The sequence below is a fragment of the Streptomyces sp. NPDC002619 genome (assembly GCF_042889305.1).
GTDB lineage: Bacteria > Actinomycetota > Actinomycetes > Streptomycetales > Streptomycetaceae > Streptomyces.
In genome coordinates this window covers 1-25084 of record NZ_JBIAQV010000010.1, presented here as the reverse complement: position 1 = coordinate 25084, position 25084 = coordinate 1, and the positions used below count along the sequence as shown (strand labels likewise).

Genomic DNA, 25084 nt, shown 5'->3' with positions numbered 1-25084 from the left:
CCCCTCCGGACCAGGTAGTATTTTCTTCGTCGCCGCCCGCACAGCGCGGACGGCGGGAGTCATGCGCCGCTAGCTCAGTTGGTTAGAGCAGCTGACTCTTAATCAGCGGGTCCGGGGTTCGAGTCCCTGGCGGCGCACGATGGCGATGGCGAGGTGTGTTCGCAGAAAGCGCGAACCCCCTCGCCATCGTTGTTTTGCGCGGCTTCGCCGCGTGGTGTGGGGGGCTCCGCCACCCACACCCCCTGTCTCCCGCACCCGGCGCTACGGCAGCTGTTCCTGCGCGGCCGAGATGATCAGATGGGCGGCGATCATGAAGCCGAGGCAGAGCGCGATGAACACGCCGAGGCAGCCGACCAGGCAGCCCGTGCCCGCCGCGAGCTTGCCGCGGGCCGGCCGGTGGGCCGTGGCGTGCTCGGGGTGTTCCGGCACGTAGTACACGGTGACGATGTCGCCCGCGAGCACGGTCGCCGGGCCGTTCTCCTCGTCGAAGCGGACAGTACGGCCCTCATGGGTGGTGAACTCGTAGACGTGGTGCATCGTCGTGTGCACCGTCGAGTCGCCCCCGCCGCTGGTCGTCGTGTACGACCGCAGACAGCGACCCTCCGCCGTGACCCCGCTGTTCCAGGCGGCGCTGATCCGCCGCGAGCGGCCGAGCACCCTGGAGATACCGAAGCCGGCGGCGGCGATCATGAGCACGGGTATGACGTAGAACAGAGCTTCCATGAGATCCCCCCGAGACGCAGTACGCCGGGCCCTGAGCGGCCGGCGTGGCGGGTATGTACCCGCCCGGCGCTGCCGGATCGCTCAAGCGAAGCTCAGAAAAACGGGGGGCGACCAGCGGGTACGCGCGCCGGCACCGCCGTGCCGGCGCGCGTGGACCCTCCCCGGGCCGGGGTCAGAACGTGACGTCGGAGCAGGCGTAGAACGCGTTGCCCGTGTCGGCGATCGTCCAGACCGCGAGGATGACGTGGTGACCGCTCAGACCCGACGGCAGGGTGCCGCTGTGTGAGAGCGTGGACGGCGGGCGCTGACCGTTGTACGGCACCGTGAGGAACGGGGTCGTGTTGAGGTCGGAGCGCGCCAGGGCGTGGTTCTGGTTCCAGCCCTGCTTGGTGACGTAGTACTTGAAGTCGGTCGTCGCGTGCATGGCGGTGAACTGCCAGCGGAACGTGTAGCTCTGACCGCCCGTCACCTTCGTCGTCGGCCAGGCGCCGCCGGACGGCGTGGTCGGCGAGCTGAGCTGGGCGAACCGGCTCACGCCGCCGTTGCAGATCTGGCCGTCGGCGGGTCCGGAAGCCGGGAAGCCCTTCGGCCCCTCGACGCTCTGCGGCTCCCACTGGATGTCGCCGCAGTTCGTCACCGTGCCGTTCTGGCACAGCTTCTGCCTGCTGATGGGCAGATCGGTGTAGCCGTGACCGCTGGCACCGCCGGACGAGAGCACGATGGCTCCGACGGTGGCCAGACCCACCACGGCGGCGGACAACTTGGTCTGTGTGCGCATGCTGCCGCTCCTGGAGAACGTGGGGGAAGTTCAGTGAGGCGTGCAGGTCTAGACCAAGTCCCAGATTATTGCCGTCTATTGAACATGTCCATACCAATGGGAGGCGAGTTCAAGGCACCGGTTCCGTGCGTCCCGAGCAGAACGCGACCGTCAGGTCCCGCACCAGCACCTTGCGCTCGTAGTCGTCGAGTTCGACCAGGCCGCGCATGGTCAGCCGGGTCACCGTGTCCTCCACCGAGTCCACTACCGAGGTGAGCATGCTGGCCCGCTGCCGGGCGTCAAGGGCGGCGATCCGGCGGCGGTGCATCGCGGCGGCCACCTCCGGGGCGTACTCCACCCGGACCGGCTGCACCGAGAACACCTCGAGACCGATGGCGCCGGCTTCCGCCGCCACCAGCCGGGTCAGTGCCTCCTGCGCCGCCTCGACCGAACCCCGCGCCCCGCCCGGCAGCTCCACCGGCACCCGGGCGAGTGCCGCCTCCACGCACTCCCGCAGATACCGCTCGTGATCCTCGACCCCGAGCACGGCCCGCGCCGTGTCCCGCACCCGCCACACCACGAGCACCACCGCCCTGAGCGCGACCCTGTTGCCGTCGGCCGCCGGCATCGGCTCACTGCGCCAGTGCCGCAGCCGTACGTCGACCCGGCGGCGCAGCAGCAGCGGGTTGACCCACAGCAGACCGGTGCGCCGGATCGTGCCCCGGTAGCGACCGAACAGGCCGAGCACCCAGGCCCGCCCGGTCGTGCCCCGGGCGAGCCCCCCGAAGCCGACCAGGCCGAGCGCCCCGGCCCCGGCGTACGCCGCCCACTGGAGCGGACCGAGACCGGCGCCCGCCGACGCCGGCAGCCCCAACGCCTGCACGACGGCTGGCGGCAGCACCCCGGCCCACCACGAGGTGGCGACGCATCCGACCACCCCGCACGCCCCGGTTAGCACCCCCGCCGCGCCGGGCAGCACCCGCGCCCGGCACTCCTCCAGCTCGGGGTCGACCTGCGGCACCGGTCTGACCTTGGCCGCGGCCGGGCGCCGCAGGCGCGGCTGCTCGCCCGTGCCCTGTCTGCGGGCGATGACCGCGGGTTTCAGCGGCACCGACAACGGTTCGGTGTCGTCACGGAACAACAGATGGACGGGGATCTCGGTGGTCACCTCGTTCTGGATCAGCCGGGCGGGCCGGATCGGCCCGCCGTCCCTGGGCCCCTCGGATTCGGGCGTGTGTGACGTGCTCGTACTCATACCTGCCTCCAGCCTCCGCGCCAGATGTGTCAGGAAAGTGGGTCAAGAAAAGAGCCGCCGCCAGGTCTCGGGACCCGGATAGCCGTCAGCCGCGCCACCCCGCCAGCCCTGAGCGCGCTGGAAGGCCTCGACCGCCCGCCGGTCCGCCTCGCTCCAGCGCGGTCCCGGCCCGGTGGTGTAGTAGCGGCCGTACCCCTTCTTCACCAGCTGCTTGCCCAGCTGGGTGACGTACTCGTTGTCCGCGCCCGGGCGGAACATGCTCTTGCCGGGGTAGCCCGGGACGCCGTTCGAGGCCGGTTTGCCGGACTTCGCGATGGACTTGCCCTTTCCGGTGGTCAGCAGCTCCCAGGTACTCGGCCCCGGCAGCCCGTCCGCGTCCGCGCCGCTCCAGCCCTGGGCCTTCTGGAACGCCTGGGTCGCCAGCCGGTCCGCGTCCGACCAGCGCGGGCCGGGGCCCTGGGTGTAGTACGACCCGGCGCCGTGCGCGATGAGCATCTCGCCGAGCTGGGTGACGTACTTGTTGTTCGCCCCCGGACCGAAGTACGCGGCTCCCGGGAACGGGCCGGCCTTGGTGCTGCCGCCCGGCTGCGCGCCCGCCGCGCCGGACGTGATGGCCCTGTACCGGTAGGGGACGTACTTGCTGGAGTTGCTCCAGTAGGCGTACGGGGTGGCCAGCTTGCGGGCTTTCGGGGGTGTCTGCTCGTAGGCGGTGTAGTAGGTGTGCGTGTAGTCCGTCCAGCCTCCGAAGATGACGACGTGCGAGCCGTTCTGCGGGTTGTCGGGGTTGTGGAAGAGCAGTATGTCGCCCGGCTGGAGCTCGGCCTTCTTGATCTTCACGCCGAACTGGGCGAGGCTGCCCGTCCACTCGTTGCCCGGCAGCCCCCAGGCCATCGAGACGAAGCCGGAGCAGTCCTGCCGGTAACCGTCGGACCAGTACTTCGACATGCTGTACGGCACCTTGGCGGTGATCCAGGTCTTGGCCCGGTTGATGATCTCCGTGCGGGTGGCCGTGGGCAGCGTGGCCGGGGTGGTGGCCACACCGCCGGTGCCGTGCAACGGAGCCCTGACGCCCTGCGGGGTGTCGGGCTCCGGGTCCACGGGGGCGGCCGGCCGGTGAGAGGCGAGCGGGACGGCCGCGACGGCGGGGGGCACATGGCCCGCGCCGAGGGCGGCGGACGTGGCGGCGGCCACGACCAGGGCGTGACGGGCGGCCGGGTGACCGCCGAACCGGCCGGGCAGCGCGCCGGGGCTCACCCGCCGCCAGTGAACACATCCGGGGCAGTCGCAGTCGCTCACGGGCTCAAATTCCTCGAAGACCGGAGTCGCCATGAGACCCCCCTCACATTCCGTTCTGAAATGTTCGCATCTGTGCACAAAGATCAGTTTGTCAACTGTCTTCCCGACGCGCATGCTGACGGTCCGAATGATGAATGATGTACGGCAATCGTCACCCGGGTGACCGGTGGTCGGGTGCACCCTCGGCCGTCCGGTAAAGTTCTCGGTGTCAGCAGGCGCCGCTAGCTCAGTTGGTTAGAGCAGCTGACTCTTAATCAGCGGGTCCGGGGTTCGAGTCCCTGGCGGCGCACGACGACGATGGCGAGGCATGTTCGCAGAAAGCGCGAATCTCCTCGCCATCTCTGTTTTTGCGCGGCTTCGCCGCGCGTTGCGGGGGCTCCGCCACCCACACCCCCGGGCCGGAGCCGCTGTGACCGGAATCGTGAAGCCGGAACCAGGGCTTCCCCCCGATTGGCCGGATACCCTCTGGCCATGGCTGCCCGAGACCTGCAGGAGCGGATCAAGAAGCTCATCGTCGACCGGCGGCTGCCCTCCGGGGCCCCGCTGCCGACCGAGCCCGAACTGATGCGCTTCCTCGGCGCCAGCCGGAACTCGGTGCGCGAGGCACTGAAGGCGCTCCAGGCGATGGGCATCGTGGAGATACGGCACGGCTTCGGCACCTACGTCGGCCCGATGACCCTCGCACCGATGATCGAGGGCCTCGCCTTCCGCACGGTCGCCGGGCACTACCGCGGCGAGGACTCGCTGCTCCAACTGCTCGAACTGCGCGAGGCGGTGGAGACGGGACTGGTCTCCCGGCTGGCCGGACGACTCCCGGAACGGGACCTGATTGAACTGACGGCCCTCGTGGACCGTATGGAACAGCAGGCCGGGCAGGGAACCGGCCTCGCCGAGACCGACCGGGCGTTTCACGCCACCCTCTACCGGGGGCTGGACAACGCTCTGCTGAGCGAGGTACTGGAGGCGTTCTGGGACGCCTTCCACCGCGTACAGCGGGACCTCGTGGTCGTACCGCACGATCCGCAGGTCACCTGCCGGCAGCACCGGGAGATCCTGGACGCGGTCCGGTCCGGCGATTCCATACGGGCGGAGGAGGCCATAAGAGATCACTTCAGCAACATCCGTGCCCGCCTGTCGCCCGCCCGCACGACGGGTCCACAGGATCCCCACACGCGCCACAATGAGCCCGTATGACCGGTTAACACAGCGTTTCGCATCTTGCGATCAAGCTGAACACCGTAGAACCCTGGATGTTCAAGCTGCTGTGGATTCGCGGCACTTGGGGGGTAGAGAGTAAACCGGTTGCCGAGTCTGCGGGGGAAGGTGCCCCGTTCAAGAGCCGATGCCGAGGGGGGCATCATGCAACCGGAAGGTCGCGGTTCCATGTCTACGGAGTGAGAAAGACGTGGTGACCGCAGCCCATCACCGACACCACAGACACGCGCGCCGACCTGCGTGTGGGGGGATGACTCATGACGTCGACGCCGAAGGGCGCCCGGCCGGACCACGACCCGTCACAGACGACACAGCTCCGGATACCTTCACACCGGACCGGAAACACGGGGACGTTCCGCCGGATCAAGAAGAACCTGCCGAGATACGACTACGAGCACTACAGCCGCCTCGCGGGCACCCTCACCCAGCCCGACCCGGCCAGGCCGTACCGGGTGCAGTACCGCTCGCTGCTGTCCCAGGAGCCGCACCGCATCCGCGCCGCGCTCATGCTCGGCGCGGCACCGCTGCTGTCGCTGGTCCTGCTGGCCTGGCTGCTCCAGCCCGATCACTGGACCGAACGCGACTACCCCGCCTACGACTTCCTGCCCGCGCTCGACATCGTGATGCTGGTCTCGATCGGTCTGATCGAGTTCTTCCGCTGCCTGAACGTGCTGTCGAACGCCCACGCCACGCTCGTCGCCCGCGATCCCGTCCCGGTGGTCCCCGAGACCGGCACGCGGGTCGCCTTCCTGACCTCCTTCGTGCCTGGCAAGGAACCGCTGGAGATGGTCGCCAAGACCCTGGAGGCGGCCGTACGGCTGCGCCACCGGGGCCTCCTGCACGTCTGGCTGCTCGACGAGGGCGACGACCCGGCGGTCAAGGAGGTCTGCGCCCGGCTCGGCGTCCACCACTTCACCCGCAAGGGCGTTCCGCAGTGGAACCAGCCCAAGGGCCCGCACCGCGCCAAGACCAAGCACGGCAACTACAACGCCTGGCTCGAGGCGCACGGCGACGCGTACGACTTCTTCGCCTCCGTCGACACCGACCATGTGCCGCTGCCCAACTACCTGGAACGGATGCTCGGTTACTTCCGCGACCCGGACGTCGGCTTCGTCATCGGCCCGCAGGTGTACGGCAACTACGACACGTTCGTCACCAAGGCCGCCGAGTCGCAGCAGTTCCTCTTCCACGCGCTGATCCAGCGGGCGGGCAACCGGTACGGCGCCCCGATGTTCGTCGGCACGTCGAATGCCGTACGCATCAGGGCGCTCAAGCAGATCGGCGGCCTGTACGACTCGATCACCGAGGACATGGCCACCGGCTTCGAGATCCACCGCGCCAAGAACCCGGCCACGGGCCGCAAGTGGAAGTCCGTCTACACGCCGGACGTGCTCGCGGTCGGCGAGGGGCCGAACGCCTGGACGGACTTCTTCACCCAGCAGCTGCGCTGGTCGCGGGGCACGTACGAGACGATCCTCAAGCAGTACTGGAAGGGCTTCTTCTCACTGCCGCCCGGCAAGCTCTTCAACTACACGATGATGATCATTTTCTATCCGATGTCCGCCCTCAACTGGATCCTGGCAGCGCTGAGTTGCGCGCTGTTCCTGGGCCTCGGCGCATCCGGTGTGAACATCGACCCGACCGTGTGGCTGATGCTCTACGGCAACGCCTCCGCCCTCCAGATCGGCCTGTACATCTGGAACCGCCGCCACAATGTCTCCCCGCACGAGCCGGAGGGCTCGGGCGGTGTCGCGGGCATGGTCATGTCCGCGCTGTCGGCGCCGATCTACGCCCGCTCGCTGATGGACGCCGTACTGCGCCGCAAGAGCAAGTTCGTGGTGACCCCGAAGGGCGAATCGGCGAGCCCCGACACGCTGTTCGGGACGTTCCGCATCCACTGGTTCTTCATCCTGGTCTTCGGCGGTTCACTCGCCGCCGGCTTCGTCTATGGGCACTCGCACCCGGCGATGATCACCTGGGCCGCATTCGCCATGCTGATCACCGCCTTCCCGATCTTCGCCTGGCGCTACACGCTGCGCCAGGAACAGAGGAAGACCGCGGCCGCGGTGGTCACCGAACCGCAGGACGCGGTACCGGCGCCGTACGCCGCGCACGCCCCGCAGCAGCGGCCGCACTGGACGGCCACGAACGGGGGCGACGAACAGACCGTGCAGATCGCCATGGGTGGACTTGGGGGACGTAAGGAATGAACGACAGTGCCGGTCGCCGCCGTGCTCGCCGACTCGCGATAGGCACGGCGGTGGTACTCGCGCTGGCCGGGATGAACGGGCCGTGGCTGTACCGCTTCGGGACCGAGAAATACCACCAGTACAAGATCAACAAGCCCGAGTACAAGGCCGGGAACGGCCACTGGGACATCATCGAGTTCCCCGAGGAGTACCGCCAGGACACCATCCACGCGGCGCTCCTGCACACCGGCAAGGTGCTGCTCATCGCGGGCTCGGGCAACAACCAGGACAACTTCGACGCGAAGAGGTTCGACACCCGTATCTGGGACCCGGTCAAGGGCACGATCAAGAAGGTGCCCACGCCCAGCGACCTGTTCTGCACCGGCCACACCCAACTGGCCAACGGCAACCTGCTGATCGCGGGCGGCACCAAGCGGTACGAGAAGCTCAAGGGCGATGTCACCAAGGCCGGCGGGCTGATGGTCGTGCACAACGAGAACCCGGACAAGCCGATCACGCTGCCCGCCGGGACCGCGTTCACCGGCAGGGAGAACGGCAAGACCTTCGTCTCGAAGGACCCCGTCCTCGTGCCGCGCGCGAAGAAGGTCTTCGACCCGAACACCGGCGCGTTCCTGCGCAACGACCCGGGTCTCGGCCGTATCTACGTCGAGGCGAGGAAGAGCGGCACCGAGTACGAGACCGGCACCCAGGACAACTACCGGGTGCAGGGCCTGACCGGTACCGACGCGCGCAACACGTACGGCATCGCGCAGAAGCTCGCGCTCGACAAGAAGGACTTCCAGGGGATCAGGGACGCCTTCGAGTTCGACCCGGTCGCCGAGAGGTACATCAAGGTCGACCCGATGAACGAGGCCCGCTGGTACCCGACGCTCACCACGTTGTCCGACGGGAAGATCCTCAGCGTCTCCGGGCTCGACGACATCGGGCAGCTTGTGCCGGGCAAGAACGAGGTCTTCGACCCGAAGACGAAGAAGTGGACGTACACGCCGAAGATCCGGCAGTTCCCGACCTACCCGGCGCTGTTCCTGATGCAGAACGGGAAGATCTTCTACTCGGGTTCCAACGCGGGCTACGGGCCGGACAACGTGGGCCGCGAGCCCGGCATCTGGGACGTGGACACCAACAAGTTCACCAAGCTGCCGGGGCTCGGCGACGCGAAGGAGATGGAGACGTCCGGGACCGTGCTGCTGCCTCCGGCGCAGAACGAGAAGTACATGGTGATCGGCGGGGGCGGGGTCGGTGAGTCCAAGCTGTCGAGCAGGAAGACGCGGCTGATCGATCTGAAGGCGGCGAGCCCGAAGTTCGTGGACGGGCCTTCGCTGGAGAAGGGCACGCGGTATCCGCAGTCGTCGATCCTGCCCGACGACACCGTGCTGGTGTCGGGGGGCTCGGAGGACTACCGGGGGCGTGGTGACTCCAACATCCTGCAGGCGCGGATGTATCACCCGGACAGCAACAGCTTTACCCGGGTGGCCGATCCGCTGGTCGGGCGGAACTATCACTCCGGGTCGATCCTGTTGCCCGACGGGCGGGTGATGTTCTTCGGGTCCGACTCGCTGTACGCGGACAAGGCGAACACGAAGCCGGGGAAGTTCGAGCAGCGGATCGAGATCTATACACCGCCGTATCTCTACCGAGGGGCTCGGCCGTCGTTGTCCGGTGGGCCTCGGACCATTGCTCGGGGGGCGTCCGGGACGTTCCCTTCGCAGCATGCGTCCGCGATCAAGAAGGTGCGGTTGATTCGACCGAGTGCGTCCACGCATGTGACGGACGTTGATCAGCGGTCTATCGCCCTTGACTTCAAGACGTCCGGGGACAAGGTCACGGTGACCGTGCCCGAGGGTCGGAATCTGGTGCAGTCCGGGTGGTACATGTTGTTCGTGGATGACGATCAAGGGACGCCGAGCAAGGCGCAGTGGGTGAAGGTCCCGTAGTACGACGTGGGGCCCTCGTACCCGGAGGGCCCCACATGCCTATTCACTGGCCTTGGCGAGCTTCAGCGCGTAAGTCGACCACCACGCCCCCGCCTTCGGGCCTCCCTTGCACTCGCCGTCCGACTCCCCCGGGCGTTTGACCCACAGGTACGCGTCCACCAGTGGGTCCGCCGTCTTCGTCGTCGGAGGCTCACCCAGTGCCCTGCCCGGCGGATTGCACCAGCGTTCGTCCGGATTGCCCTCCGTGTACGGGCCGTTGCCGTTGCGGCTGGTGTCTATGACGAAGTGCTTGTTGCCCACCTTGGACGAGAGTTGCTTGCCGTACGCGATGGAGTCCTGCGTGGAGTAGAAGTTGGAGACGTTGACCGCGAAGCCGTCGGCCCGGTCGATGCCCGCCCACTGGAGCGGCTCGAAGATCTGGTCGGGATGGCCCCAGCCGACGTTGCCCGCGTCCAGGTACACCCTCGTGTTCTTCAGGGACTTCAGCTTGGCGATGGCGCCCTTGAGGAGGTCGTAGCGCTCCTCGTGGAACTCGTCCGGGGTGCAGCCGTTCACCAGGTGCAGTACGGCGTCCGGTTCCAGGACGACCATGGCCGGGCGGTCGCCGATTCCCCGGGCGACGCCGTCGATCCAGGCGCGGTAGGCGTTGCCGTCGGCCGCGCCGCCCTGTGAGTACTGGCCGCAGTCGCGGTGCGGGATGTTGTAGAGGACGAGCAGTGCCGTCCGGTCGGACTTCTCGGCGGCCTCGGTGAAGCCGCGCGCCTCCTGCTCCGGGTTCTCCGGGCCGATCCACTGCCCCGTCGGCTGCTCGGCGATCCTTCTGATCTGCTCGGCGTCGGACTTGGCGCCGCTCTTCACGTAGGTGGCGACCTGCCGGGCCGCGTTGCCGTCCGGGTTCACCCAGAACGGGTCGGCGCCCTTGGGCTGTTGGGTGATCTTCGCGCCCGCGTCGTCCGGCTTGTCCCCGTCGTCCGCGGAGGAACAACCGGCGACCAGCAGTGCCGCCCCCAGCGCCACCGCGGTCGCCCGTGCCCGTGCCGGAGAAAGGGCCCCCCTGCTGACGTACATCCAACTCCCCCCTGGGTGCACTCTGCCAAGTGCCAATCGTGACATACCCGCCGTGCGGGTCACGAGGTCGCACGGGGCCTTGTCGGAGAGCTGTTACAGCCCGGCGCACATGGGTAGGTGCGCGCCTACGGAAGCCTCGACGCAGCGGCAGACGGTGAAGGGGAGTGCGGTCATGCACCACACCGACCGGGATATCCGGCTGGCAGCGGCACTGCTGGAAGCGGCGGACACCCTCACCGAAGGCTTCGACACAGGGCAGTATCTGCAACGCCTCTCGGACCACTGCGTGGAGTTGCTCTCGGCGCGGGCGGCCGGCGTGATGCTGATCGACGCGGGGCGGGCCGTGTCGGTGGCGGGCAGCAGTCACCAGGAGTGTCTCGCCCTGGAATTGCTGGAGGCGCAGCACGGGGGCGGGCCCTGTCGGGACAGCTACGGCTCGGGCAGACCGGTGCCGCCGGTGTCGATCCGGGCCGCTCACGAGGACGCCCGCTGGCCGGACTTCACCGAGCGGGCACTGGCGCACGACATCGCAACGACGTACGCGGTTCCGCTGCGTCGTCACCAGACTCTGCTCGGGGCGCTCAATGTGTTCGTGCCGCCCGGCAACGGGGCGGAGGAGGCGGGGCTGCCGTTGGCGCAGGTGCTGGCGGACGCGGCGGCCGTCGGGCTGCACAACCAGCGGGCGTTCGCCCAGTACCGTTCGCTGGCCGGGCAGTTGCAGGAGGCGCTGTCCAGCAGGGTGCGTATCGAGCAGGCCAAGGGCATGCTCGCCGAGCGCTGGAACACGACCGCCGACGACGCGTTCGGGGCGCTGCGCCGGTATGCGCGCGGTCGCCGGATGCCACTCGATCTGGTGGCCCGAGCGGTGGTCGAGCGGTCCGTCGACGAGGCGGAGTTGCGCGGCGAGGGTGGCGGGGCGTCGGGAGGACCCGCGTAGAGTCGCGGGGCACCTGCGGGGATGACGGAGAGCCACCGGATCTGTACCCGACGTCAACTGCCTGTAGGCCGGGGAGGTCCTGACGTTCTAGAGTCTTCCCAGACGGCCCCAGCCCCCGGCCGGCTGTTGACCCACCATGGCTTCCCAGCCTCCCGCGCCGGTCGCCGGGTTACTCCCGCAACCCGGGCGCGCGGTCGAGGACCGGCCCGGTCGGCGACTTTCGGGGGGAGCGGGTCGTCGGCCGGGCCAGGTGCGGGTGGCCTCAGACACCCGTTCCCGTGAGGTACGCCGACACCACCACGTTCGCCGAGTAGCTGTTGCTGGCCCGGTCGAAGGTGCCGCCGCAGGTGATCAGGCGCAGTTCGGCGCGGCCCGACTCGTGGGTGCCGTAGGCCTGCCTGGCGTCGAAGTCGTCGCGGGGCAGGACCTGGACGTCGTCCACGGTGAAGTCGGCGACCTTGCCGTCGTCGCGGACCACCCGGACCGTCTCGCCGGGCCGCATGGTGCTGAGCTTGTAGAAGACGGCGGGTTCGGTCGCGGTGTCGACGTGTCCCACCAGCACCGCGGTGCCGACCGCGCCGGGCTTGGTGCCGGCCTGGTACCAGCCGACCAGGTCGGGCTGGGAGAGGGGCGGTGGGTCGACCGCGCCGTGTGCGTCGAGTCCGCGGCCGACGACCGGTGCCTGGACGCCGAGTTGGGGGATGTCGACGCGCTGCGGCAGGGCTTCCGCCAACGGCTTGGCCGCGGGCGGCAGTTCCGCGTCGGCCGGCCGGCCCACCGCTGCCACGTCACCGGTCGTGGACCCGGACGTGCCGAGCCGTATGCCGGTGACCTCGCGGCCCCACAGCCACAGCCCGATCAGCAGCATGGCCCAGGCCACGCACATCGTCAGCCGCCCGGTGCCGGACCGGCGTTCGCCGTCGGACATCGCGGTCCGTGTCCTCAGTCCTTGCCACGGCCGCGACGGGTCCGGGGAAGGAGCCCGACGGCAAGCGCGGCGAGGGCGGCCAGGACGAGTCCGACGACCGCCTGGGTCGTACCGGGCCCTTCGGAGCGGACGTCGACGGAGGCGAAGTGCGCGGCGGTGCCGCCGCCGCCCGCGGGCACGGGGGCCACGGGCGTGGTGAACGGGGACAGCGCGTTCTCGGCCACCGGGGTCCCGGCGACCGTGACCGTGCCATTGACCTGGGCGTCACCGCAGGTGATGCGCACGTCGTAGCGGCCGGGGGTGAGCGTGGTGCGGATCCGGCCGTCGCCGGTGAGGGTGCCGTCCGTGCCCGAAAGCGCGGCGTCCGAGACGAACGCGTCGGAGACCGCCGTAGCCGTCCTGGTGGAGCAGCCGTTGACACGCATGCCGATGTCGCCGCCGGGGGCGGGGGATGCCGGGGTGAACTGGACACCGCCTCCGTCCACCGCGTGGGCCGTCGGGACGAACGCGGTGGCGGCCAGGATGCCGGTACAGAGAGTGAGGCGTAGTGAGCCCATCGTGAACCTCCAGATATCTGGAGGCTCCCCCGCCGCACACGCATCCGCATCCTAGGGAGGCGTCATATTGCTCCGAGCGGGTGATACCGGGTTTCAGCCGTGATCTTCGATGATCTACAGCCGTGGAACGTGGCTGGTCAGATGCGGTCGACGAGGTCCGCGATCGAGTCGACGACATGGGACGGCTTGAACGGGAAGTCCTCGACCTGCTCGGGCCGGGTCAGGCCGGTGAGCACGAGGAACGTCTGCATCCCGGCCTCCATACCGGCCAGTACGTCGGTGTCCATGCGGTCGCCGATCATGGCGCTGGTCTCGGAGTGGGCGCCGATGGCGTTCAGGCCGGTCCGCATCATCAGCGGGTTCGGCTTGCCGGCGAAGTACGGCTTGCGGCCGGTGGCCTTGGTGATCAGCGCGGCGACGGCACCGGTGGCGGGCAGCGGGCCCTCGGCGGAGGGGCCGGTCTCGTCCGGGTTGGTGGCGATGAAGCGGGCGCCGCCCTGGATGAGCCGTACGGCCTTGGTCATGGCCTCGAAGGAATAGGTCCGGGTCTCGCCGAGGACGACGTAGTCGGGGTCGTGGTCGGTGAGGATGTAGCCGATGTCGTGCAGGGCGGTCGTCAGGCCCGCCTCGCCGATGACGTAGGCGCTGCCGCCGGGCCGCTGGGCCTCGAGGAACTTGGCGGTGGCCAGCGCCGAGGTCCAGATGTTCTCGACCGGCACCTCCAGGCCCATGCGGTTGAGCCGGGCATGGAGGTCGCGCGGGGTGTAGATCGAGTTGTTGGTCAGGACCAGAAAGGGGCGGCCGGACTCACGCAGCTTCTTGAGGAATGCGTCGGCACCAGGGATCGGCACGCCCTCGTGGATGAGCACACCGTCCATGTCGGTGAGCCATGACTCGATGGGCTTGCGTTCAGACATCTGCCGTCTCCTGCCGTACGCGGGCGTGCGTGAGCCCAGCCTAGACACAGTCGGGATCTTGGGGAACGTCCCGCTCGCCCCTTGGTCAGCTGCCCGTGGCGGACTTCCAGTCCTCGACGTACGACGTGAGGTTCTGGTCGATGTCGCTCCAGTCCGGCTCGAAGACCTCGATGCCGTCCATCAGCTCGGTGAGGGCGATGGCGTTGGCGTCGGTGGCCTTGACGTCCTCGCGTGCGCTGAAGCCGCCGCCGATCTCGCTGACCTCCTGCTGGGCCTGCTGCGTGAGCAGTTCGCGCACGGCCTGCCGCACGGTTTCGCGGGCGACTTCGAAGCGCTCGGCGAGATCGCGCTCGGTGGGGATGAGGTTGCCCTCCCCCAACTCCTCGACGAGCTCCCCGAGTTGTGCCTTCACGGCGTAGTACTTGGGGATGCGCCCGTGCTCGGGGATGCCGGAGCGGACGGGGGCGCCGGGGCCTGGTCGTTCGGGTAGTCCACGCAGGGATCGTCGCAGACGGGACGGGGGACGCCGGGCGGGGACCCCTGGGACGAGGGGTCCGGCTCAGCGCCGGCGGCGTCTGACCACGTACGCGCTCACGCCGGCGGCGAGCAGGGCGACGGTCACAGCGGCGGCACCGTGGGCGACGGCGAGGCCGGTGGCAGCGAGTTCCTCGGCCCGCTCGGCGGCCCCGGCGGCCTCGTCGGCGAAGGGGAAGGAGGGGCCGGTGGTCGTGGGGGCGGGGCTGGCGTCGGGAGCGAGGGTGGAGGTGACGGCGGAGGTGGAGCTGGTCGGCGTCCCTGTTCCGGCCGGGCTCGATCTCGGACTCGGACTCGCGCTCGGGCTCGGACTCCCGGGGTGCTCCGGGGTCGCCGTAGCGGAGCCGTCTGCGCCCCCGCCCTCGCTCGCGATCCGGAACCGGTATTCGTTCGACTCCCCGACCCAGTCGCCGTCCGCGTCGTGCCGCTGGACGACGGCCGCGTTGGCGGTGATCTCGTTGGCCACGGCGTCGGAGGTGACCGCGAGCCTGACCTTCACGCTGACGGTCTTGCCGGGAGCCACGGTGAATCCGCCGAAGCCGCTCCCCTCGAAGGCGCCGACGAGTTCGTGCTCGTCGGTGGCCTCGAAGTGCACGGGGCGGACGCGCGAGCCGTCGTAGAACTCCAGGTGGGGCTGGGAGACGGTCAGGGCACGCTTGTCGTCGACGAGCACGACGACCGGGTGGATGTCGGCGCAGGAGCGGTCGGTGGTGTTGGTGAGGTCGATGTACCAGATGCCGAACACGCCCCCGGCCGTGTAGGACTGCGGCCCACCGCGGATCCGGGCGCTCAGCGGGAAGTTCCGGTCGTCCGCACCGGCGCAACTGGACGCAGCGTCGGCGCGGGCCCCCACGGACGTGACGGGTACGAGGACGGCGGCTGCGGCTAGGCAGAGGGACAAGGACGAGCACAGTCGCATAAACACATGACCATGTCGGACCGATCCGGGAAAGCGGCGACACCATTCCGGAGGAGCATCCCGGATCACACGACCGGCCGAGTCCGACCGAACGGCGGCTCCGCGATGCGGGATTCACAGCGAGAGGTGGCCTCCCCCGTCACCGACCTCACGCACCGTACGACGGCCCCGCCGAGCGGAGCTCGCAGCGAGACACGGCTTCCCCGGCGCCGTCCTCCCACCCATACGACGACCCCGCCGCACGCAGGCCACACCTAGACGCGCCCCCGGTCACCGCCCTCCCACCCCATACGACGCCCCCGCCGAGCAGAGCTCGCAGCGAGACGCGGCTTCCCCGGCGCCGTCCTCCCGCCCATACGACGATCCCGCCGCACGCAGTCCACACCTAGACGCGCCCCCGGTCACCGCCCTCCCACCCCATACGACGCCCCCGCCGCACGCAGTTCACACCGAGTCGCGGCCTCTCCCGTCCCCCCTCCCACCCGACCCGCCTCACCCGTCCTCCCGCCCGAACAACGGCCCCACCACCAACTGGGCCGCCCCCACCGCAACCCCCCACCCCCCGCCGGAGGCGACCCGCACCGGCACGCCCCCGCCCCGTGTGCCCTCACGCAGGGCCTGCTCTCCGAGCACCGCCCCGACCCCCGAGACGAACGCCTCCGGCGTCGCGGCGACCGTCCGGCCCCCCAGCAGCACGAGGTCGATGTCCAGCAGCCCCACGAGATTCGCCGCCCCCGCCCCGAGCACCCGCGCCGCCTCACCCACGTCCCCGCGGGCCACGGCCGCCAGACACAGCGCCTCGATGCACCCCCGGTTGCCGCACTCGCACACCGGCCCGTCCAGCTGGATCACCTGGTGCCCGAACTCGCCCGCCCCGGTCCGTGCTCCCCGGTGCACACTCCCGCCGATCACCAGCCCGGCCCCGAGCCCGGTGCCGAGGTGCAGATACGCGAACGACCCGCTGTCCCCCTGCCCCTCCCCCACCACCGCGAGCCCGAGCGCCGCCGCGTTGGTGTCCTTGTCGACGACCACCGGCATCCCGAGCCGCCGCGCCAACGCGTCCCGCAGCGGAAAGCCGTCCCACTCCGGGAAGCCGGTCACCCGGTGCAGCACCCCGCTCGCGTGGTCGAGCGGCCCAGGAAGAGCGACGCCCACCCCGAGCAGCGCCGCCCGCGCGCCAGCCGGCGGCCCCGGCGCCCCGAGCAGTGAGCCGCGCACCCCGGGCAGCGCCGGCAGCAACGCCTCCACCTCCCGGGCCGTACCCTCCACCACCGCGTCCGCACCGGCCCCGAGGTCGACGGCCCCCCGCCCCTCCGCCACGACCGCCCCGTCGAGATCGACGAGCACGGCCCGCAGCTCGTCTCGGTCCAGGTGGACGCCCACCGCGTGCCCCGCCTCCGGCACCAGCCGCAGCACGGTCCGCGGTTTGCCCCCGGTCGACGCCCGCCGCCCCGCCTCCGCGGCGAGCCCTTCCTCCCGCAGCCGCGCGGTGATCTTGCTGACGGCCTGCGGGGTCAGCCCGGTGTGCTCGGCGAGTTCGAGCCGGCTGATGCCCTCGGCACCGGCGGTGCGCAGCAGGTCGAGCACGAGCGCGGTGTTGTGACTGCGCAGGGCGAGAAGATTGGCCCCGCCCGGCCCCGCCGCCGCTCCTCTTATGCCCGCCACCCTGCTCAGACCCTCCACTCCGTCCGCGCCCTCCGCATCCACGCTGTTCACGCTGTTCACGCCCCATTGTCTCCAACACTTGCACTTTGGCAACAGCGTTGCGAAAGTGGGACACATGACAACTGGTACGACTGGCACCCCCCTCCGTGTGGGCCTGATCGGCTACGGCCTCGCGGGCTCCGTGTTCCACGCCCCGCTGATCTCCGCGACCGACGGCCTCGCTCTCGACACGGTGGTCACCTTGAACCCCGAGCGGCAGGGGCAGGCCCGCGCCGAGTTCCCGGACGTCCGCGTCGCGGCCACGCCGGACGAGCTGTTCGCCCGCGCCGACGAGCTGGACCTGATCGTCATCGCGTCCCCGAACAAGACGCATGTCCCGCTGGCGACGGCCGCGCTCAAGGCCGGCCTGCCGGTGGTGGTCGACAAGCCGGTCGCCGGTACGGCCGCCGAGGCACGCGCACTCGCCGCCCATGCCGAGGAGCACGGCCTGCTGCTGTCGGTCTTCCAGAACCGCCGCTGGGACAACGACTTCCTGACCCTGCGCAAGCTGGTCGAGGACGGCGAGCTGGGCGACGTATGGCGGTTCGAGTCGCGCTTCGAGCGGTGGCGGCCGCAGCCGAAGGGCGGCTGGCGCGAGTCCGGCGACCCGGCAGAGATCGGAGGTCTGCTGTACGACCTCGGCAGCCACGTCGTGGACCAGGCTCTGGTCCTCTGCGGTCCGGTCACGCAGGTGTACGCCGAGGCGGTCGTGCGCCGCGAGGGTGCGGAGACCGACGACGACACGTTCATCGCGCTCACGCACTGGAACGGCGTCCGCTCCCACCTCTACGTCTCCGCGACGGCCGCCCAGCTCGGCCCGCGCTTCCGGGTCCTGGGCTCGCGCGCGGGCTATGTGAAGTACGGCCTGGACCCGCAGGAGGCGGCGCTGCGCGAAGGCGGGCGGCCCGGCGCCGACGCGGGCTGGGGCGTCGAGCCGGAGGCCATGTGGGGCCGTGTCGGCGCCGGGGAGTCCCCGCTGACCGGCGGCGGCACCCCCGTACCGACCCTGCCCGGCGACTACCCCGCGTACTACGCGGCCGTGGCCCAGGCCCTCACCGGCGCCGGCCCCAACCCGGTGACCGCGCTGGAGGCGGCCGACGCCCTCGACGTACTGGAGGCGGCCCAGCGGTCCGCCCGTGACGGAGAGACGGTGACCCTCTGATGCACCACCCGCAGATCACCCCGAAGTTCGCCCCCGAGATCACCCCGAGCATCGAGGAACTCGAGGCGCAGGAACGCCGACTGGTCTTCCGGCAGTTCACATACGACGACGCGTGGGCCATCGGCTCCCTGCTGGTGGAACTGGCCCGGGAGCGCCAGGCGCCGGTGGCCATCGACATCCACCGGGCCGGCCAGCAGCTCTTCCACACGGCCCTGCCCGGCTCCACGCCCGACAACGACGCGTGGATCGCCCGCAAGCGCCGGGTGGTGGAGCGCTACGGCTCCGCGTCGTACCTGGTAGGCGCCCGCTTCCGCGCCAAGGGCACGACGTTCGAGGAGTCCTCGCGGCTCGACCCCGACGTGTACGCGGCACACGGCGGCTCGTTCCCGGTGACCGTCGAGAACGTGGGCGTGATCGGCTCGGTCACCGTCTCCGGTCTGCCGCAGCTCCAGGACCACCGGCTGGTGGTGGAGGCGCTGGAGCGTTTCCTGGACGTCGACGCGCAGAACTGAACGACCGGGGATTAACCCGGGGACCCCCTCCGGTTGGGACTCTCGTACGGAAGACGGATCCTGGAACGACACCCACCCGGAGGGAACAACCCCATGAGCACCGCCCTCAAGGAATCAGTCGGCCGGTGCGGCATCTGGAGCGTCGGCCTCCGCGCCGAGGACCCGGCCCGCCGCACCGAGCTCGGGGAGGCAGCCGCCGAACTGGAGGAACTGGGCTACGGAGCAGTCTGGCTGGGCGGCAGCAGCGCCCCGCACCACGCCGTACCCCTGCTGGAGGGGACCTCCCGCCTCGCCGTCGGCACAAGCATCCAGAGCATCTGGCAGTACGACGCCGAGACCAGCGCGGCGGGCTTCACCGAGGTGGAGTCGGCCCACCCCGGCCGCTTCGTACTCGGCCTCGGGGTGAGCCACGCGAAGATGGCGGACCAGTACCGGCGCCCGTACTCGGCACTGGTCGACTACCTCGACGCGCTGGACGAGGCCGGCGTACCCGCCGACCGCCGGGTCCTGGCGGCCCTGGGCCCGAAGACGCTGCAACTGTCCGCCGACCGGGCCGCAGGCGCGATCCCCTACCTGGTCACACCCGAGCACACGGCCCAGGCCCGCGAGATCCTGGGCGAAGCCCCGCTGCTGGCCCCGGAGTTCAAGGTGATCCCGGAAACGGACCCGACCCGGGCCCGCGCTTTGGCCCGCGAGGCCCTGGCCATGTACCTGGCCCTCCCCAACTACACGAACAATTTCCTGCGTCTGGGCTTCACCGAGGACGACCTCGCCGCGGGCGGCAGCGACCACCTGATCGACGCGCTGTACGCATGGGGCGACGAGGACAGGATCCGCGCCGGCATCAATGCGTTCCTGGAGGCGGGCGCGGACCATGTGGCGATCCAGGTGGTGGACGGAGAACATAGGGACAACCTGCCGCGCGAGACGTGGCGCAGGCTGGCCGGCCTTCTGTTCTGAGGCAGAAGGGGCTCAGGCCTGCTTGAACTCCTGCCGCTGACGCCCGAGCCCCTCGACCTCCAACTCGACGACGTCCCCGGCCCTCAAGTACGGCTTCGGCTCGGGCTGGCCCAGCGCAACCCCGGCAGGCGTCCCCGTGTTGATGACGTCCCCGGGGTAAAGGGTCATGAACTGGCTGACGTACCGCACAACTTCGGCCACCGGGAAGATCTGCTCCGCCGTCGTCCCGTCCTGCTTCAACTCCCCGTTGACCCACAGCCGTAGCGCAAGGTTCTGCGGATCGGGCACCTCGTCCGCCGTCACCAGCCACGGGCCCAGCGGGTTGAAGGTCTCGCAGTTCTTGCCCTTGTCCCAGGTCCCGCCGCGCTCGATCTGGAACTCACGCTCCGACACGTCGTGCGCGACCGCGTACCCGGCGACATGCGCGAGCGCCTCCTCGGCCGACTCGACGTAGCGGGCCGTACGTCCGATGACGACCGCCAGTTCCACCTCCCAGTCGGTCTTGGTGGAGCCGCGCGGCACGAGCACGGTGTCATCGGGGCCGACGACCGTGTCCGCGGCCTTGAAGAAGATCACGGGCTCGGCTGGCGGCTCGGCCCCCGTCTCGCGGGCGTGGTCGTGGTAGTTCAGCCCGATGCACACGACCTTTCCGATCCGGGCGAGGGGCGGCCCGATCCGCAGCCCCTCCGCGTCCAGCGCGGGCAGCGATCCGGCGTCGGCAGCCGCGCGCACCCGGCCGAGCGCGGCGGCGTCGGCGAGCAGCGCCCCGTCGATGTCGTCCACGACTTCCGACAGGTCCCGCAGGACTCCCTCGGCATCGAGCAGCGCGGGCCGCTCCGCTCCCGCCGTACCGACTCGCAGCAGCTTCATCGTCACCATCTCCCTCGATCGCGGGCGCCCGACCGATGTGTGCAGCCATCGGAGGACTGGTCGATCCTCCAAGGTCCAAGTCCACTCCGCAATACCCGGTTCAGGTACTGGACCGTAACCGGCCCGGCCTACCCCTGACCCGTCTCGATGGGTTCCAGCATCCTCTTCGGCTTGAGCATCGCCCTGCTGACCGGGTCCGCCGGGTCGGGGTCGAGGCCCGTGCCCGGTGTCATGACAACGTCCGCCACCGGTACGAAGGTTCCGCAGGCCGGGCACACGTCGTTGTCGTCGAGTTCCGTGCCGCAGTTCGCGTGCAGGAAGTGGCGCAGCCGGTGGTCCATGAGCTGTTCGCGGCCCCAGCGGCCGAGCGTGCGCAGTACGGGCCACAGGGCGATGCCGCGGTCGGTGACGACGTACTCGTCCCTGGGCGGCGAGTCCTGGTAGCGGCGCTTCTCGAGGATCCCCTCCTCGGTGAGCGTCTTCAGGCGGGCCGAGAGGACGGCGCGCGGGATGCCGAGATGGGTGAGGAAGTCGTTGTAGCGCCGGACGCCGTAGATCGCGTCGCGGACGACGAGCAGTGTCCACCGCTCGCCCACGACCTCAAGCGCGCGGGCGATCGAGCACTCCTGTGTCGCGTAGTCCTTGCCCAGTGCCATGGCTCCACCTTAGCGACTTTCCGACAGGTTGGTTCATTCACTGAACCTACGGTGTTAGGGTACTCCCATGACTAGGTTCAATGAAAGAACCCTCATGGGGTCTGACACCGGACACGACACCAGGCACGACGCCAAGACCATCAGCGAGAGCTACGCCGAAGCGCCCCCGCACCAGCGCGCCACCCTCGCCCTGACCAGCGCCGCGACCGCCGTGGCCCTGATGACGTACACGGCCCCGCTCGTCACACTCCCCGAGACGGCCGCCGCCCTGCACACCTCCCTGTCCGCCCAGGCATGGCTCCTGAACGGCACCCCGCTCGGCCTCGCCGCGCTCCTCCTGGTGGCGGGCAGCCTGGCCGACGACTACGGGCGCCGCCGGATCTTCCTCGCCGGCACCCTGGCGCTGGGCATCACCACGGCCCTCGGCGGCCTGACCTCGACCACCTGGCTGTTCACCCTCGCCCGGGTCGCGCAGGGCGCGGCCAGCGCGGCCGTCCTCGCGAGCAGCCTGGGTCTGCTGGTCGCGGCGTTCCCGAGCCCGCGCGGCCGGCTGCACGCCACCGGCGTGTGGGGCGCGTTCGTCAGCGGCGGCATCGCCGTCGGCCCCCTGGTCGCCGGAGCGATGCCCAACTGGCGAATCTCGTACGGCGTCCTGGGCGCTGCGGCACTGCTCGTGGCCGCGCTCGGCGTCCGCAAGCTCTCCGAGTCGCGTTCACCGCGCGGCGGTCGGCCCGATGTCGCCGGGGCCCTCACCTTCGGCCTCGCGCTGGTGGCACTCGTCGCGGCGCTCACCCTGGGCCGCGACGGCTGGCTGCGGGCGCCCGTGGGGCTGCTGTTGCTGGCGGCCGTGCTGCTGCTCGGCGTGTTCACGGTGGTGGAACGCCGGGTCGCGACGCCGATGATCGACCTCTCCCTGTTCCGCAGCCCCCGCTTCCTGGTCTCCTCGGCCGGCGGGCTGGTCACCGGGTTCGCCGTGATCGGTCTGTTCAGCTTCCTGCCCGCCGTGCTGCAGCGGACGCTCGGGCTGTCCCCCCTGGACACGGCCTGGCTGCTCCTGCTGTGGTCCGGACTGTCGTTCGCAGTGGCGCTCCAGGCGAAGCGGCTGGCCGGACGCGTGACACCCCGCCTGCAACTGGCCATCGGCTTCACCCTGCACGCGGTTGGCGCCCTGGCGATGCTCGGCGCGCTCGACGCCGGCTCCTGGCCCCGGCTGCTGCCCGGCCTGATGATCGGCGGCATCGGCAGCGGCCTGCTCAACGCCGCGCTGCCCCTGCTCTCCGTGGAGTCGGTCCCGCCCGCGCGCGCCGCGATGGGCTCCGGCGCCCAGCAGACCTTCCGCTACATCGGCTCCTGCGCCGGCGTCGCCCTGACCATCGCGCTGGCGACGTCCTCCGGCAGCGGGCTCGCCCACGGCATGGACGTCGCGATCGTCGTCATGTCCGGCCTGGCCCTGCTCGGCGCGCTCGGCGTGGCCGTGGGGTCCCGGCGGGCCCACTGAGACGCCCCCACGCCGGGAGAACGGGATGAAGCCGCCGCTCCACGGCCGGAGACCGGGCCGGCGGCGGGAAGCATCGGCCGGTCGGCTTTGTTGTAGCAGGCAGTCAGTATTGCGGGCTGGGTGGCACCGGAGACAACGGAGTCGCCGTACTCGCCGAGGGGTTCCTGTGGACAGAATCGAGCCGGTCGTTCTCGACGGATCCGTGCGCGCGTTCAGCAGTGCCGCGCGCCGGCTCACCGAGCAGGTCGGACAGGAGTTCCGCCGGCGGACGGGCATGTGGCAGATCCACTACGAGATGCTGACCTGGCTCGCGGAAGCCCCCGACGGGCAGGTCTGTCTGACCAAGTTGGCCCGCACCATGGGCATTTCGACCAGTAGGCTCTCGCATCTGGTCGACCGCGCGCAGGACGAAGGCTGGGTGGAGCGCGTCCCCGATCCGGCCGACCACCGTTTCGTCCTCGCCCGGCTGACCGACGCGGGGCGGGACGCGCTGTGTGCGGCGGCGCCGTACCAACTCGCCTGCGTACGCTCGCACTTCCTGGAGCGGCTCACCCCGGAGCAGGTACTGCAGCTGCGCGAGATCAGTGAGGCGCTGATGGGGTGCGTGGACGAGGTGCCGGCCGAGGGAAACTGAGGACGCTACGGCCGGCGCGCGTCACCGTTGGCGTCGCGCAGCGTGCGCATCGCCGCGGCGAGCTCGCCGAACCCGTCGCGTCCGATCGCGGTGACCACCCGCGTGCGCAGGACCTGCGTGACGGCCTCGGACACGGCCTGGGCCGTGTCCTGACCCTCGTCGGTCAGTTCGAGGTAGGTCATCCGCCGGTCGGCGTCGCACGAGACCCGCCGGGCCAGACCGGCCGCGCACAGCCGGTCGGCGAGCTTGGTGAACCCGCCGCTGGACATGCCCGCCTCCTGTGCGAGGCGGGACATCGGCATCCGCCGCTGCGGGGCGGCAAGCAGCCGCAGCAGCACGTCGGCGAGGCCCCGGCCCAGGTTAAAGCGCCGGGACAGCTCGCCCACCAGGGAGTCCTGGGTGACCTGGAAGCCCTGCATCACCAGCGCCCACCAGTCGAGCAGTTCACGGTCGATGCCCTGGTCACCGTCCGGGCCCCCCGCGGGCACGGCGGGGGCCGGAGACGCGGCGCTCTCCGGCACCCTCACTTCGCTTTCCATACAACTTTCAACGCCCCGATGGCGCAAATGTTCCCGTCGTTTATTCCCGACTCTCAATGGTCAGGGCTCTGCAGGCCCGGCCGTCCGAGAACGGCGCGGGTCATCAGCCCGCTGCACACGCCGAGCGCGACGGCGACGGCGGTCCACCAGGGGGCCCACGGCAGCAGGCCGAGGGCCTGGTCGACCGACCAGCGGCCGGGTCCGGTGAGCGAGAGCACGGCCGGCAGGACCACCAGGACGAGCGGGTACTCGTACCCGTCGTTCTGCACCCAGAGCCCGTTGTGCCACTTCACGGTGATGGCGACGGTCATGACGCCGGCCGCGATGGTGGCCGCGAGCGGGGTGAGCGCCCCCGCGCACAGCAGCAGGCCGGCGGCTATCTGCCCACCTCCCGCGGCGGCCGCAGTGAGCCGGCCGCCGCGGAACCCGTCCGCCCGGAACTCCGCCGCACCGCCCTCGATCCCGTGGCCCCCGAGCCGGTGGCTGATCTTCTGGACCCCGTGTCCGGCGATCAGCAGCCCGACGACCACGCGCAGGACGAGCAATCCGGTGTTCATCACACTCCCCTCAGAGCGCCTGGGTCACAGCACGAAGCAGGTGTCGAAGATCTCGGACGGGGCCTCGGGGGCGAAGCCGCGCTGGACGCGCCACTGCCGGTGTGCCTCGGACTCGGCGACGGCCTGCCCCAGCATCTCGGCCTGCCGCGCGCCCGGAATGCTCGGCTTCACGGTGGCCTGGTAGCCGCCGAAGTACGCCACCGGGCTCCAGGCCGGGCTGACCGGCGGAAGCGGCTCGTCCATGCCCTCGTACTCGGCCGCCGCGTAGACGATGCGGCCGCCGGTGACGGTGAGCACCGACTCGATGTGCGGGATGTCCTGCTCCGGGATGGTGAAGAAATCGTCGTCGAGGATGGCGAGGTCGCCGTAGAAGCCGGGCTTGAGGATGCCCTTGACGTCCTGCTCGCCGGTGAGGCGGGCGCCGGCCTGGGTGAACATGCTCAGCGCGGTCTCCCGGCCGACGCGGTTCTCCGGCGGGTAGAGCGTCAGGTCGCTGACGGTCCGTCCGGAGACCAGCCAGTGCAGCGCGACCCACGGGTTGTAGGAGGAGACACGGGTGGCGTCGGTGCCGGCGCCGACGAGCAGACCGCGGTCCAGCATGGCGCGCACCGGCGGGGCCTCCATGGCGGCCCCGGTGCCGTAGCGCCGTACGAACGCCTCGCCCTGGAAGGACATCCGGTTCTGGACGGACATGGCGCCGCCGAGTGCGGCGATCCGGTCGAGGCTGTCGTCGGAGACGGTC

24 protein-coding genes, 2 tRNA genes and 2 pseudogenes are annotated in these 25084 nt (G+C 70.3%); 11 read left to right on the top strand and 17 right to left on the bottom strand.

Annotated elements, in window-relative coordinates; genetic code table 11:
- Positions 1–63: 63 nt before the first annotated feature.
- Positions 64–137 (top strand) — tRNA-Lys (locus ACFYXB_RS18235).
- A 124-nt stretch (positions 138–261) separates the two neighbouring features.
- On the opposite strand, the gene ACFYXB_RS18230 is transcribed toward ACFYXB_RS18235, so the two are convergent.
- From ACFYXB_RS18230 to ACFYXB_RS18215, 4 genes are all read right to left on the bottom strand, one after another.
- The gene (locus ACFYXB_RS18230; RefSeq protein ID WP_389583251.1) at positions 262–723 is read right to left on the bottom strand and encodes a DUF3592 domain-containing protein; all 462 of its coding nucleotides are present in this window, start codon (positions 721–723) and stop codon (positions 262–264) included.
- A gap of 172 nt (positions 724–895) precedes the next feature.
- Positions 896–1501 (bottom strand): lytic polysaccharide monooxygenase, encoded by a 606-nt coding sequence (locus ACFYXB_RS18225; protein WP_351356852.1) that lies wholly within the window; start codon positions 1499–1501, stop codon positions 896–898.
- Between the two features lie 109 nt (positions 1502–1610).
- On the bottom strand, positions 1611–2735 hold the full coding sequence (locus ACFYXB_RS18220) for an SPFH domain-containing protein (RefSeq protein ID WP_389583247.1): 1125 nt from the start codon (positions 2733–2735) through the stop codon (positions 1611–1613).
- 42 nt (positions 2736–2777) lie between these two features.
- On the bottom strand, positions 2778–4064 hold the full coding sequence (locus ACFYXB_RS18215; protein ID WP_389583244.1) for a peptidoglycan-binding protein: 1287 nt from the start codon (positions 4062–4064) through the stop codon (positions 2778–2780).
- A 182-nt stretch (positions 4065–4246) separates the two neighbouring features.
- On the opposite strand from ACFYXB_RS18215, the gene ACFYXB_RS18210 reads away from it, so the two are divergent.
- The 4 genes from ACFYXB_RS18210 to ACFYXB_RS18195 all read left to right on the top strand — a co-directional run bounded on the left by ACFYXB_RS18210 (position 4247) and on the right by ACFYXB_RS18195 (position 9390).
- Positions 4247–4320, top strand: a tRNA-Lys gene (locus ACFYXB_RS18210).
- Between the two features lie 182 nt (positions 4321–4502).
- Positions 4503–5225, top strand: a complete 723-nt coding sequence (locus ACFYXB_RS18205; RefSeq protein WP_351356844.1) for a FadR/GntR family transcriptional regulator — start codon at positions 4503–4505, stop codon at positions 5223–5225.
- Positions 5226–5503: 278 nt separating this feature from the next.
- A complete protein-coding gene (locus ACFYXB_RS18200; protein WP_389583241.1) occupies positions 5504–7456 on the top strand; it encodes a glycosyltransferase family 2 protein in 1953 nt (650 codons plus the stop codon).
- Positions 7453–9390, top strand: a complete 1938-nt coding sequence (locus ACFYXB_RS18195) for a galactose oxidase-like domain-containing protein (RefSeq protein WP_389583238.1) — start codon at positions 7453–7455, stop codon at positions 9388–9390. Before ACFYXB_RS18200 ends, ACFYXB_RS18195 begins: the two co-directional genes overlap by 4 nt.
- 39 nt (positions 9391–9429) lie before the next feature.
- Here the strand turns inward: ACFYXB_RS18195 and ACFYXB_RS18190 are convergent, their stop codons facing one another.
- On the bottom strand, positions 9430–10458 hold the full coding sequence (locus tag ACFYXB_RS18190; RefSeq protein ID WP_389583235.1) for a glycoside hydrolase family 6 protein: 1029 nt from the start codon (positions 10456–10458) through the stop codon (positions 9430–9432).
- A gap of 172 nt (positions 10459–10630) precedes the next feature.
- Here ACFYXB_RS18190 and ACFYXB_RS18185 point away from each other — a divergent pair, with 172 nt between their 5' ends.
- On the top strand, positions 10631–11395 hold the full coding sequence (locus ACFYXB_RS18185; RefSeq protein WP_389583233.1) for an ANTAR domain-containing protein: 765 nt from the start codon (positions 10631–10633) through the stop codon (positions 11393–11395).
- Positions 11396–11657: 262 nt separating this feature from the next.
- Here the strand turns inward: ACFYXB_RS18185 and ACFYXB_RS18180 are convergent, their stop codons facing one another.
- From ACFYXB_RS18180 to ACFYXB_RS18150, 7 genes and pseudogenes are all read right to left on the bottom strand, one after another.
- On the bottom strand, positions 11658–12323 hold the full coding sequence (locus ACFYXB_RS18180) for a class F sortase (protein WP_389583230.1): 666 nt from the start codon (positions 12321–12323) through the stop codon (positions 11658–11660).
- A gap of 14 nt (positions 12324–12337) precedes the next feature.
- Entirely contained in the window at positions 12338–12880 is a 543-nt protein-coding gene (locus ACFYXB_RS18175; protein WP_389583228.1) for a hypothetical protein, read from the bottom strand.
- Between the two features lie 137 nt (positions 12881–13017).
- Positions 13018–13797: an HAD-IIA family hydrolase gene (locus ACFYXB_RS18170; protein ID WP_351356825.1), complete on the bottom strand. Its 780-nt coding sequence runs from the start codon at positions 13795–13797 to the stop codon at positions 13018–13020.
- An 85-nt stretch (positions 13798–13882) separates the two neighbouring features.
- A pseudogene (locus tag ACFYXB_RS18165) lies at positions 13883–14083 on the bottom strand (2-aminoethylphosphonate ABC transporter substrate-binding protein); the annotation flags it as partial.
- A pseudogene (locus ACFYXB_RS18160) lies at positions 14075–14292 on the bottom strand (GntR family transcriptional regulator); the annotation flags it as partial. The pseudogenes ACFYXB_RS18165 and ACFYXB_RS18160, both read right to left, overlap by 9 nt.
- 64 nt (positions 14293–14356) lie before the next feature.
- Entirely contained in the window at positions 14357–15232 is an 876-nt protein-coding gene (locus ACFYXB_RS18155) for a hypothetical protein (RefSeq protein ID WP_389583226.1), read from the bottom strand.
- 510 nt (positions 15233–15742) lie between these two features.
- Positions 15743–16924 carry an ROK family transcriptional regulator gene (locus ACFYXB_RS18150; protein WP_389583671.1) on the bottom strand — a complete coding sequence of 394 codons (1182 nt, stop codon included), beginning with the start codon at positions 16922–16924 and terminating at the stop codon, positions 15743–15745.
- 106 nt (positions 16925–17030) lie between these two features.
- Between ACFYXB_RS18150 and ACFYXB_RS18145 the strand changes: the two genes are divergently transcribed.
- The 3 genes from ACFYXB_RS18145 to ACFYXB_RS18135 all read left to right on the top strand — a co-directional run bounded on the left by ACFYXB_RS18145 (position 17031) and on the right by ACFYXB_RS18135 (position 19588).
- On the top strand, positions 17031–18116 hold the full coding sequence (locus tag ACFYXB_RS18145; protein ID WP_389583223.1) for a Gfo/Idh/MocA family oxidoreductase: 1086 nt from the start codon (positions 17031–17033) through the stop codon (positions 18114–18116).
- Positions 18116–18628 (top strand): heme-degrading domain-containing protein, encoded by a 513-nt coding sequence (locus ACFYXB_RS18140; protein ID WP_389583220.1) that lies wholly within the window; start codon positions 18116–18118, stop codon positions 18626–18628. The genes ACFYXB_RS18145 and ACFYXB_RS18140 overlap by 1 nt, the downstream gene beginning before the upstream one ends.
- 93 nt (positions 18629–18721) lie before the next feature.
- Positions 18722–19588, top strand: coding sequence for an LLM class F420-dependent oxidoreductase (locus ACFYXB_RS18135; RefSeq protein WP_389583218.1), 867 nt, complete (start codon positions 18722–18724; stop codon positions 19586–19588).
- Between the two features lie 12 nt (positions 19589–19600).
- Here ACFYXB_RS18135 and ACFYXB_RS18130 read toward each other — a convergent pair whose 3' ends face one another.
- Positions 19601–20458: a fumarylacetoacetate hydrolase family protein gene (locus ACFYXB_RS18130; protein ID WP_389583215.1), complete on the bottom strand. Its 858-nt coding sequence runs from the start codon at positions 20456–20458 to the stop codon at positions 19601–19603.
- Between the two features lie 128 nt (positions 20459–20586).
- Positions 20587–21114 (bottom strand): winged helix-turn-helix transcriptional regulator, encoded by a 528-nt coding sequence (locus tag ACFYXB_RS18125; RefSeq protein ID WP_389583212.1) that lies wholly within the window; start codon positions 21112–21114, stop codon positions 20587–20589.
- Positions 21115–21208: 94 nt separating this feature from the next.
- Between ACFYXB_RS18125 and ACFYXB_RS18120 the strand changes: the two genes are divergently transcribed.
- Positions 21209–22612 (top strand): MFS transporter, encoded by a 1404-nt coding sequence (locus tag ACFYXB_RS18120; protein WP_389583209.1) that lies wholly within the window; start codon positions 21209–21211, stop codon positions 22610–22612.
- 166 nt (positions 22613–22778) lie between these two features.
- A complete protein-coding gene (locus ACFYXB_RS18115) occupies positions 22779–23246 on the top strand; it encodes a MarR family winged helix-turn-helix transcriptional regulator (protein WP_389583207.1) in 468 nt (155 codons plus the stop codon).
- 5 nt (positions 23247–23251) lie between these two features.
- Here the strand turns inward: ACFYXB_RS18115 and ACFYXB_RS18110 are convergent, their stop codons facing one another.
- From ACFYXB_RS18110 to ACFYXB_RS18100, 3 genes are all read right to left on the bottom strand, one after another.
- Positions 23252–23773 (bottom strand): MarR family winged helix-turn-helix transcriptional regulator, encoded by a 522-nt coding sequence (locus ACFYXB_RS18110; protein ID WP_389583205.1) that lies wholly within the window; start codon positions 23771–23773, stop codon positions 23252–23254.
- A 65-nt stretch (positions 23774–23838) separates the two neighbouring features.
- A complete protein-coding gene (locus ACFYXB_RS18105) occupies positions 23839–24342 on the bottom strand; it encodes a DoxX family protein (protein ID WP_389583202.1) in 504 nt (167 codons plus the stop codon).
- A gap of 24 nt (positions 24343–24366) precedes the next feature.
- On the bottom strand, positions 24367–25084 hold a 718-nt coding region (locus ACFYXB_RS18100; RefSeq protein WP_389583199.1), incomplete at its 5' end, for an amidohydrolase family protein.